Source organism: Brevundimonas sp., from assembly GCF_036659295.1.
Lineage (GTDB): Bacteria > Pseudomonadota > Alphaproteobacteria > Caulobacterales > Caulobacteraceae > Brevundimonas.
In genome coordinates this window covers 24340-33138 of the sequence record NZ_JAVXCU010000025.1, presented here as the reverse complement: position 1 = coordinate 33138, position 8799 = coordinate 24340, and the positions used below count along the sequence as shown (strand labels likewise).

Annotated in this window: 11 protein-coding genes and 2 pseudogenes; 5 read left to right on the top strand and 8 right to left on the bottom strand. The window is 60.2% G+C overall.

The annotated features are described in order from the left end of the window. The 6 genes and pseudogenes from RSB01_RS06735 to RSB01_RS06710 form a co-directional block, all read right to left on the bottom strand. On the bottom strand, positions 1 to 981 hold a 981-nt coding region (locus tag RSB01_RS06735; protein ID WP_332625213.1), incomplete at its 3' end, for an ABC transporter ATP-binding protein. A gap of 5 nt (positions 982 to 986) precedes the next feature. After that, positions 987 to 2543 (bottom strand): iron ABC transporter permease, encoded by a 1557-nt coding sequence (locus RSB01_RS06730; RefSeq protein WP_332620305.1) that lies wholly within the window; start codon positions 2541 to 2543, stop codon positions 987 to 989. A gap of 62 nt (positions 2544 to 2605) precedes the next feature. After that, the gene (locus tag RSB01_RS06725; RefSeq protein WP_332591413.1) at positions 2606 to 3652 is read right to left on the bottom strand and encodes an extracellular solute-binding protein; all 1047 of its coding nucleotides are present in this window, start codon (positions 3650 to 3652) and stop codon (positions 2606 to 2608) included. Positions 3653 to 3738: 86 nt separating this feature from the next. Further along, on the bottom strand, positions 3739 to 4491 hold the full coding sequence (locus RSB01_RS06720) for a DUF4893 domain-containing protein (protein WP_332591414.1): 753 nt from the start codon (positions 4489 to 4491) through the stop codon (positions 3739 to 3741). Positions 4492 to 4562: 71 nt separating this feature from the next. Next, positions 4563 to 4814 (bottom strand): hypothetical protein, encoded by a 252-nt coding sequence (locus tag RSB01_RS06715; RefSeq protein WP_332591415.1) that lies wholly within the window; start codon positions 4812 to 4814, stop codon positions 4563 to 4565. A gap of 145 nt (positions 4815 to 4959) precedes the next feature. Beyond that, positions 4960 to 5169 (bottom strand): annotated as a pseudogene (locus RSB01_RS06710) (transposase); the annotation flags it as partial. Between the two features lie 119 nt (positions 5170 to 5288). Here RSB01_RS06710 and RSB01_RS06705 point away from each other — a divergent pair. After that, positions 5289 to 5741 (top strand): hypothetical protein, encoded by a 453-nt coding sequence (locus tag RSB01_RS06705; protein WP_332591416.1) that lies wholly within the window; start codon positions 5289 to 5291, stop codon positions 5739 to 5741. A gap of 25 nt (positions 5742 to 5766) precedes the next feature. On the opposite strand, the pseudogene RSB01_RS06700 reads toward RSB01_RS06705, so the two are convergent. Continuing rightward, a pseudogene (locus RSB01_RS06700) lies at positions 5767 to 6234 on the bottom strand (IS5 family transposase); the annotation flags it as partial. Between the two features lie 341 nt (positions 6235 to 6575). Here RSB01_RS06700 and RSB01_RS06695 point away from each other — a divergent pair. Next, positions 6576 to 6929: an ArsC family reductase gene (locus RSB01_RS06695; protein WP_332591417.1), complete on the top strand. Its 354-nt coding sequence runs from the start codon at positions 6576 to 6578 to the stop codon at positions 6927 to 6929. Position 6930: 1 nt separating this feature from the next. On the opposite strand, the gene RSB01_RS06690 is transcribed toward RSB01_RS06695, so the two are convergent. Beyond that, positions 6931 to 7170, bottom strand: coding sequence for a hypothetical protein (locus RSB01_RS06690; protein ID WP_332591418.1), 240 nt, complete (start codon positions 7168 to 7170; stop codon positions 6931 to 6933). A gap of 168 nt (positions 7171 to 7338) precedes the next feature. Here RSB01_RS06690 and RSB01_RS06685 point away from each other — a divergent pair, with 168 nt between their 5' ends. The 3 genes from RSB01_RS06685 to RSB01_RS06675 are packed head-to-tail and all read left to right on the top strand — an operon-like array spanning position 7339 to position 8729. Beyond that, positions 7339 to 7734, top strand: coding sequence for a DUF6249 domain-containing protein (locus RSB01_RS06685; RefSeq protein ID WP_332625211.1), 396 nt, complete (start codon positions 7339 to 7341; stop codon positions 7732 to 7734). A gap of 13 nt (positions 7735 to 7747) precedes the next feature. Next, on the top strand, positions 7748 to 8320 hold the full coding sequence (locus RSB01_RS06680; RefSeq protein ID WP_332592080.1) for a sigma-70 family RNA polymerase sigma factor: 573 nt from the start codon (positions 7748 to 7750) through the stop codon (positions 8318 to 8320). Next, positions 8310 to 8729 carry a hypothetical protein gene (locus RSB01_RS06675; protein ID WP_332592081.1) on the top strand — a complete coding sequence of 140 codons (420 nt, stop codon included), beginning with the start codon at positions 8310 to 8312 and terminating at the stop codon, positions 8727 to 8729. Before RSB01_RS06680 ends, RSB01_RS06675 begins: the two co-directional genes overlap by 11 nt. The last annotated feature ends 70 nt before the right edge of the window (positions 8730 to 8799 follow it).

Here is an 8799-nt window from a genome sequence, read left to right as displayed (position 1 = left end):
GATGCTGGCCGTATCGCCGACCTTGAGCGTGGTTGCCGGTGTGCGCAGGCGCAAGGACTGGCCGTCTTTTTCCAGTGTCAGTTCACAGAAGGTGCCGCCAAAGGCGATGGCTGTAACCTTGGCCCCTTCACGGGCGGGCGAGGTATGGATGGTTTCGGGGCGGGCCATCAGCCAGCCTGTGCCATCGGCCAGATTGCAGGGAATGGAGCCGAAGGCGGTGGTGGCGCTACCGTTTTGGATACGGGCTTTCAGCACCTCGGCCTCGCCCAGCAGGCGGGCGGCAGAAATGGATGACGGGTGCTTGTAGCAGTCCTGCGGGCTGCCTGCTTGCAGGATAACGCCCTTGTCCATCAGCACCAGATCGTCGGCCATCATCAAGGCTTCTTCGGCGTCGTGGGTGACGATCAGGACGGTTGTGCCAGACGCTCGCAAGGTGTCGATCAGACTGCGGCGGACCTCGGACTTCAGGTGGCGATCCAGACCGCTGAACGGCTCGTCCAGCAGGATGGCGCGGGGCTTGCGGGCCAGCGCGCGCACCAGTGCCACGCGCTGCTGCTCGCCGCCGGACAGCATGTGCGGCCAGCTATCGGCACGATCAGCCAGTTTGACATGGGCCAGCCATTCAATCGCCTGTGCGCGGCGATCCTTTTTTGATCCCTTCAGGCCAAAGGCGACATTGTCGGCCACCGACAGATGAGGGAACAGGGCATAGTCCTGAAACACCAGACCGATATCGCGATGCTCTGGCGGAACCGATGAACGGGTATCGGCCAGCAGAGTCTCGCCCGCATGAAGCGAGCCGCCATCCAGAGGCTCCAAGCCCGCAATCATGCGCAGGATGGTGGATTTTCCGCTGCCGGACGGGCCAAGCAGGGCGGTGATCCGTCCAGCTTTGAGTGTCAGCGAGGCATCGCTGACCGCCACGCGGCCATTATAGCTGCGGCGGGCATTGGACAGGCGGATGGTGGTGTGTTCGCTCAACAGGCTTACTCTTCAATCGTGCGGGCGCGGCCCGTCTTGGTCACCTGACGGGTCAGCCAGATCACACCCGGCAGGGCCAGTGCGATAATCAGCAGCGACGGCCATCCGGCCTGTGCCAACCGTTCGTCCAGTGCATAGTTGGAGGCTAGAACCGCAAGGGTGTCAAAATCGAACGGGCGCAAGATCAGCGTCGCCGGAAGCTCTTTCAGAACATCGACAAACACGATCAGACCGGCAGTCAAAAGCGCGCCCTTGGCGATGGGTAATTGCACACGGCTGGCGGTGGAAAGCTCGCTGTGGCCCAGACTGCGGGCGGCAAAACCCATGGCGGGGGTGACCTTGGACAGGCCCGCTTCGATCGGCTCCAAGGCGGCGGCCATCAGGCGGGCGGCATAGGCATAGACCAGCAGAGCCACGCCGACGCCTGCGCCGCTGATGGTGCTGGGCGCGATGGTCCAAAGGACGGTTGCGGGGCCTAACAGACCGATGGCCATGACGGCACCGGGGGTGGCATAGCCGAGGCTGGCAATGCGGGTGACGACTGGCATGTGCCGCGCACCCAGCGCCAGAAGCGTAGCTAGAACGACGGTGGCGGTGGCCCCGATCAGGCCCATGGACAGAGTGCGGCCCGTTGCGGACCACAGACGCGTCCAGTCGGGCGTGACCTCAAGCGAGCGCCACAAAAGATAACCAACCGGCAGCAACAGGCCGAGCGTCAGGATCAACAGGCAGAATAGCGTCGCGCCCCATGCCTTGAGGCCGGACAGGGCGACGGGTTCCAGCGTGCGCTGTTGTCCGCGTGTCGTCTCGAACCTGCGACCCTGACGCCCCCAGCGTTCCAGCGCAAACAGGGCAGCCGCCGTCACCAGCAGGGGCAGGGCAAACCGCGCCGCCGAGGCTGGCGACCCGTAAACTGACCATGCCCGTACCACGCCGGTGGTCAGGGTCTGGACACTGAGGAACTGGAGCGCGCCATAGTCGGCTAATGTTTCCATGACCGCCAACGCCATGCCCGCCGCCAGCGCAGGGCGGGCCAGCGGCAGGGCGGTACGGCGAAACGCTTCGCCGACCGAACAGCCCAGCATACGGGCGGACTCTACGGGGTGGACTGACTGGCTGACAAACGCCGCCCGCATGGCCAGAAACACATAGGGATAGAAGGCGCAGCTGAGGACGAAAATGGCCCCCGGAATGGAGCGCATCTGGAGCGGAATATCAAAGCCCATTGCGGGCCGCAGCCACATGCGGAACAGGCCGCCGACATCGAAAATCTGCGAATAGGAATAGGCCAGCGCAAAGGCTGGCACCGCCAGCGGCAGGGCCAGCGCCCATGCAAACACACCGCGCATCGGGAAACGATGCAGCGCCACCAGCCAAGCGGCCGCCGTACCGACCACGCCTGTAACAAGGGCGACCCCGAGGGCGACAATGCCGGATGTGGCGGCGTAACGGGCGACATCCTTGAAGGCGATATCGGCCCGTCCCGTTTGCAGGGCGACAAAGATCACGCCCAGTAGCGGTAGCAGGGCGACAATTGCCGCTGCCCAGCCCAGAACATGCAAAGGCGAAAGCCCGCCGCGACGTGCGCGGCGGGCCTGTTTGTCACGCGATGGGGTGAGGGGGCTTATCGCCAGCCCGCCGCGCTGATCATCGACTGAGCCTTGGCCTGATTGATGCCATAGCGCGAGACGTTCATCGGGTGGGCGGTGAAGTTGGCATAGGGCGCAACCGCTGCTGCCGGAGCCGCACCGTTCGCTGCCGGATACTCGAAGTTCAGCTCGGTGACGATCTGTTGCGCTTCGGGCGAGGCGAGGAATTCGAGGAATTTGACCGCGTTTTCCTTGTTCGGCGCATTGGCGGCGACACCACCACCCGAGATGTTCACGTGCGGGCCTTTACCGTCCAGCGACGGGAAGCCGAGGCGCAGCTTGGACGCGATCTCGCGGTCAGCGGCATCCTCGCCATTGGCCATGCGGATGAAATAATAGCTGTTGGTCAGGGCCACTTCACAGACACCGGCCGCAACGGCGCGGATCTGGTCGCGGTCACCACCTTCGGGCGGACGGGCAAAGTTCTGGGTGACACCTTCAACCCATGCCTTGGCCTTGTCCTCGCCCCAAGCCTCGATCAGGGCACCGACCAGCGACAGGTTATAGACGTTGTCACCCGAGCGGGCGCAGATCTTGCCCTTGAAGCGCGGGGTGGCCAGTTGCGCATAGTCGGCGATTTCGTTCGGCTGCACCTTGGCCGGATCATAGGCCACGACACGGGCACGGCGCGAAAAGCCGTAATACTGGCCCGACGGTTCGCGCAGGTTTTCCGGAATCGCGGCGTTCAGCGCGTCGGAGTTCACGGTTTGCAGCAGGCCTGCATCTTGTGCGCGCCACAGGGCACCCGCATCGGCGGCCACGAACACGTCGGCGGGGCTGTTGGCACCCTCGGCCTTCATGCGGGCGATCAGTTCGTCGGGGCGACCCTCGATGCGCTTGACCTCGATACCGGTCTTTTCCTCGAACAGATCGTACAGCTTCTGGTCTGCATCATAGTGACGGGCGGTGTACAGGTTCAGAACCTTGGACGACGCGCCATCGGCGGCATTTTCCGACGACTGGCCACAGGCGGCGAGGGTCAGGGCAGCCGCGGCAGCAGCAAGGGCAGTAAGACGGCGCATACGGAAACTCCGGATCGGGTCAGTGAGGCTTGAGGCTTTAATGCGAATGGCTCGCAAAATCATTGAGGCATTCTGACGCACAGGGCTCAGCGCACGATCTCAATGATGTCGAGCTGGGATTCCTGTTTGGGGAAGGGGATGACCAGACGCCAGCGCTGGTCGCCAATCCGTTCCAGAACGCCCGACTGGTCCCGCTCGGGTTGTTGGCCATATGCGGGGAAGCCCTTTTCGTCGCCCCAGCTTTGGGTTCCGACATAGACCAGACGGCGCTCGCTATCGGGATACAGCAGGCCCCTGATGCGCTGACTGCCGGTGGTTTTTTCGAGGATCAGATCGCCACCGGGTGTCAGTTCCACACGACAGGCAAAATAGGGATAGGCGACAAAGCCCACACCCACATCACCGCGCACTCCGAGCTTGAGTGTACGACAGCGATAGTTTCCGGGTGCGGGCTGTAGTCTCCCGCTCTGTCCGGCATCCGGCACAACCAGTGCGCCCAGCGCCTTCAGTTCTTGCGCGTAACCGTCGCGACGGGCTCTGGTCAGGGCCGTCTTCCATGCCTCGTCCAACCGGCCCAGCAGGGCGGTATCGGTCGCGGACACAACCTTGTGCCAGTCATCGGTGCCGCCCTGTTCGCCCTGTGGCTGTTCGCCTTGGGATGGAGAGGCGGAAGCTGCGGGCACAGTAGGCTGGGGTGTGGGTTCACCCGTGAGGCCGTCGGGCATCTCGCCCTGAGCCGCTGGCTCGTTCTTTGCCGCAGCTTCCGGCTGTCGGTCACAAGCGCCGATGAACAGCACCAGTGCGGATGTGGGGACGCTAAGGACTGAACGCAGCTTCATGGTCTGGCTCCTGTTAAGTCAGAATAACGGGGGGCGCGGCGTAAGGTTCGCTATATCCGGTGAACAGTTTCTCAGCGGGGCCACAGCGCTTTGAGGACGAAGCGTATCCCGAAGAACAGACTGGCCGAGTAACCCAGCAACAGCAGTAGGGAGAGGCCCCAGAACATCAGGTCCGCACGGGGGCTGAGGTCCCCATAGGTGTGGCCAATCAGCAGCGCGAGCGAGATGAAGGCCAGCACTGCGAATACGAGAGACACCACCCAGAATACGAGCAATGCCCCAAAGATGCGCAAAAGGCCGGAGGCATTCTTGGAAGGTTGCATGGCGAAATCTCGTCATAGGCTCTGTGACCGAGGAACGGAGCATTTCAATGCTTGATAGCCCCACACGCTAAGGCAATAAAAACTGCGAGCAAGTTTTTACGATTGCAGAGCTCTGCGGCTAGTGCAGGGAAGGAAACATTAGACTTCAGGAATGTCTGTTAAGGGTGGGAAGCGGACATGCGTGGTAAAGATGACTCCTAGGCTCAGGACTCAGAACGTTAGCGGCGAGGGCTATGGCGGAGAGGAAGACCTTCGGGCACCGGTCATATCGCGTGGCAACGCGTCTCCAATCATTCAACCGCCCGAACATGATCTCGATGCGGTTGCGCCGTTTATAGCGGCGCTTATCGTACCTAGGAGAATACTTGATGCTTTTAGAATTACTCATAGCTTCCGTGGTCCACAGCTCCACCTATTCCATACCAGTTGAGCCAAGTCCAACTCCTCAAAACTCCACTCAAAGATGGCCTACCGATGACAAGTCGCCTGCTCGATGGGCCTTATACCCCCCCACTTGGAAAACGTCCGTTTCTCGTTATTAATTCCACTAGTTGGGGCCACGACGTCGCAGTCAGATATGAATTCAACCACGACGGAGAAGCCGGTAACCGCGGCTATTATGTAGCAATTCGTCAAACATCGGCCGGATTGGAAGAAGCCGATTCTCGGGACTGCAACTTTGCAGCCAGCCTTCAAGATTTAAGGTCGATACCCATTCCTGAGTTAATCGTTCCTGGTTCTCTTCCTCTTCAGCAATGGGCCTATCCAATTATTGCTCATGGAAACAGTTCGATCACTATCTGGAACACCAAGCAGGAAGATGGGGCCCCGGCTGAACTATCCATGTCATCTCCTGATGGAGCGATCGCTGCTTGGGTCCAGACCTTTTACCAGCGAACTCACGAATGCTGGAAACCAATGACTTGAACGGCGCATCGAGTTAGCTCAGGACTCATAACCAAAAGAGCAAGGTAGCGGCGAGGGCTATGGCGGAGAGGAAGACCTTCGGACATCGGTCATATCGCGTGGCAACGCGTCTCCAATCCTTCAACCGCCCGAACATGATCTCGATACGGTTGCGCCGTTTATAGCGGCGCTTATCGTATCCAACGGACTCGGTGCGGGTTTTACGTCCGGGGATGCAAGGCGTGATCCCTTTGGCTTCCAAGGCGTGCCTGAACCAGTCCGCATCATAGCCCCCTATCGCCCAGCAACCACTGGGCTCGAGGTAGATTATCCAGAAGAGCCGCTGCTCCGGTGTAGTCGCTGACCTGACCAGCCGTCACAAACAAGCTGATCGGGCGTCCATTCATATCTGTCACGGCGTGCAATTTGATGTTTACTCCGCCTTTCGTGCGTCCGATCAGTCGCCCAAGGCCCCATTTTTAACCCGCAAGCTCGAAGCCGAGCGGTTGGCCTCCTTTGGGGCGAGACTGTCGCCCAAGCCTATGTGGATTGGCTCTTCAGCACAGCAAAGGCTGAAGGCTATTCATGGCGAGACGTTGGTTTTGCCAACTGGGTAGAAGCTGATAGCAACGCTCTGGAAGCAGCGAGAACAGATGGCTCGCTTCTGGTTGTCCGCGTTGGAGAGATGCCTGATTTCGGCAGCCTCGCGATGAGATTAAAACGTACGCAACGGGTCGCGAAGCGGAAATGGGTGAGAAAGCCGCATTCGGACATTGATCGCTGACACGTCCGCTTCATTTGACCCCTCCGCCGTTCAATGCGACAGCCGCCTGAGCAGCAGTTCAGGAGCGCATCATGGCCATCACTCTTTTCGGTATCAAAGCCTGTGACACGATGAAGAAGGCTCGTGTCTGGTTGGACGAAAACGGCGTGGTCTATGATTTTCACGACTACAAGGTGAAGGGCGCGGACAAGGCCGAGCTGGAAAAATGGGTGGCCGAGCATGGCTGGGAGAAGGTGCTGAACAAGGCGGGCACGACCTTCCGCAAGCTGCCGGATGACGCCAAGGCCGACATTGATGCCGCCAAGGCCATTGCCCTGATGATGGAGCAGCCGTCGATGATTAAACGTCCGGTGCTGGATCTGGGCAATGGCAAGACCGTTCTGGGCTTCAAGCCGGAAATCTATCAGGCGACCCTAAAAGGCTGATCTAACCTTCGACACCGGTGAGCGGGCGGTCATGGCCGTCCGCGCGTTCGGTGATCCATTCGCCTTCGGCGTTCTGGTACTCGATACAGGCATTCTCATCGGGCACTTTCTGTTCGCGGGCGACGTGGCGCGCGGCAGCGGCGGCGCTGTCGTGGTCGGGATAGGTTTCCGAATAGGTTTCGCCCAGACGGTAGGCCCAGCCGCCGTCATGTTGTTCGATGCGATAGGTGACAAGTGCCATGCGGCAAGCTCCGTTTGTTGCTGTCACCAGAGGTAACGCACAGGCCGCCTGCCAAGCTTCCGTCCAGCCTTACAAAGATTTCATGCATTTACCTGCATCTGTGGGGCTAGTTGGATGCCTCATACATCCGAAGGCCCCGTTTCGCGGGCCGATCGGAAGGAGATATTCATGGAAGACCTGACAGGCCTGTTTGCCGTTATCGGTACCTTTGGCAGCTTGACCGCCATCTGCACCATTCCGCCGTATCTGAAGCATCGCAGCAACCGCGAGATGCAAAAAACGGTGCGGGCTGCGATCGCCGAGGGGCAAAGCCTGCCTGCCGAACTGATCGAGGTTATGACCCGTGACGTGAAGAAGGGTCTGCCGTCCCGTTCGCGTGATATTCGCCGTGGCGTTCTGTGGATCGCCGCCGGTATCGGCATCGCGCTGCTGGGCTTGTTTGGTAATGTCGAGTTCGGCGATACGCGCTGGATCGGCATGGGCACGATGGGTGTGGCCAGTATCCCGTTCGTCTTTGGTATCGCATATCTGGTATTGTCGTTCTTCAACAAGATTCCGGATTGAGAACGACCGGATTATGATCCGTACACAACCCTTATCGGCCATGCACGATGTCGAGTTGGCCGCCCTTTCGGCGGCGGGCGGGCGTCGTGAATATGGAGAGTTGGTACGACGGCATTCGCCGTTCGTGCGGGCCTTGCTGCGTCGCATGGGGGCGCAATATGCGCTGGCCGATGATCTGGCGCAGGACGCTTTCATGCGGGCCTACGAGAAATGTATGGATTTTCGCGGGCAGGGGAGTTTCGGCTCCTGGGTCGGGCGGATCGCGGCGCGGCTTTATTTGCGCCAGATCCGCCACGATGCCCGCTATGCCGATCTGGAACTGCTGGGCGACGAGGACTGGCAAAGTCTGGAGATGGACCCGATTGGACGGTTCGATCTGGACAAGGCCCTGAATGCGCTGAGTGATTCCGAGCGTCTGTGTGTGTCCCTGTGCCACGGTGCAGGCCTGACGCACGAAGAGATCGGCAAGTCGCTGAATCTGCCGCTGGGGACGGTGAAATCACATGTTAAACGCGGGCTACAGAAGCTGAGGGGGCATCTACGGCCTGTGCAAACTGCTGGAACGAGGTTGGACCGTGTCGGCTGATGAATTCGATCCCGCTATCGAGCGGGCCTATCGCGTAACGCCCGAGTTTGCCGATTCGGCGCTTTTTGATGCCGAGGTGGCTGTCAGGCTGGAAAACCGTTGGAAATGGCGGCGGGCCATCATGATGGTGCTGGCTGTGGGTGCGGCCTTTGTGTTCTTGCGACAATTCGTAAGCGTGCAGATGAAAAACGTCCTGCAAGGCGATCTGGGAGACGGCTCTCTGGCGACGATTCTGCATCAGAGCGAGGCCAGTTCCGTGTTCTCGCCCTTGCGCGACGCCGCTCAGCAACTGGGTTTGACGGGCATTTCGCTGGGTTCGATCTCGGGCGCACAGATTCTGATGATGTCGGGGATCATTCTGACGTTGGCACTGGTCGCCAGTGCGATCCGGTTGGCCAATTCTCTGTAAGATCGCCGTTTTACAGCCTTGATCCGCCTTTAATCGCGAAAAAGAACCCGACTATCGCACAGGCTGCGTT

Bases quoted from the DNA above. Each gene is read 5' to 3' on its own strand.
- RSB01_RS06690 (WP_332591418.1), bottom strand. From the start codon at position 7,170: ATGGCACTTGTCACCTATCGCATCGAACAACATGACGGCGGCTGGGCC.
- RSB01_RS06695 (WP_332591417.1), top strand. From the start codon at position 6,576: ATGGCCATCACTCTTTTCGGTATCAAAGCCTGTGACACGATGAAGAAG.
- RSB01_RS06680 (WP_332592080.1), top strand. From the start codon at position 7,748: ATGATCCGTACACAACCCTTATCGGCCATGCACGATGTCGAGTTGGCC.
- RSB01_RS06720 (WP_332591414.1), bottom strand. From the start codon at position 4,491: ATGAAGCTGCGTTCAGTCCTTAGCGTCCCCACATCCGCACTGGTGCTG.
- RSB01_RS06725 (WP_332591413.1), bottom strand. From the start codon at position 3,652: ATGCGCCGTCTTACTGCCCTTGCTGCTGCCGCGGCTGCCCTGACCCTC.
- RSB01_RS06715 (WP_332591415.1), bottom strand. From the start codon at position 4,814: ATGCAACCTTCCAAGAATGCCTCCGGCCTTTTGCGCATCTTTGGGGCA.
- RSB01_RS06685 (WP_332625211.1), top strand. From the start codon at position 7,339: ATGGAAGACCTGACAGGCCTGTTTGCCGTTATCGGTACCTTTGGCAGC.
- RSB01_RS06705 (WP_332591416.1), top strand. From the start codon at position 5,289: ATGACAAGTCGCCTGCTCGATGGGCCTTATACCCCCCCACTTGGAAAA.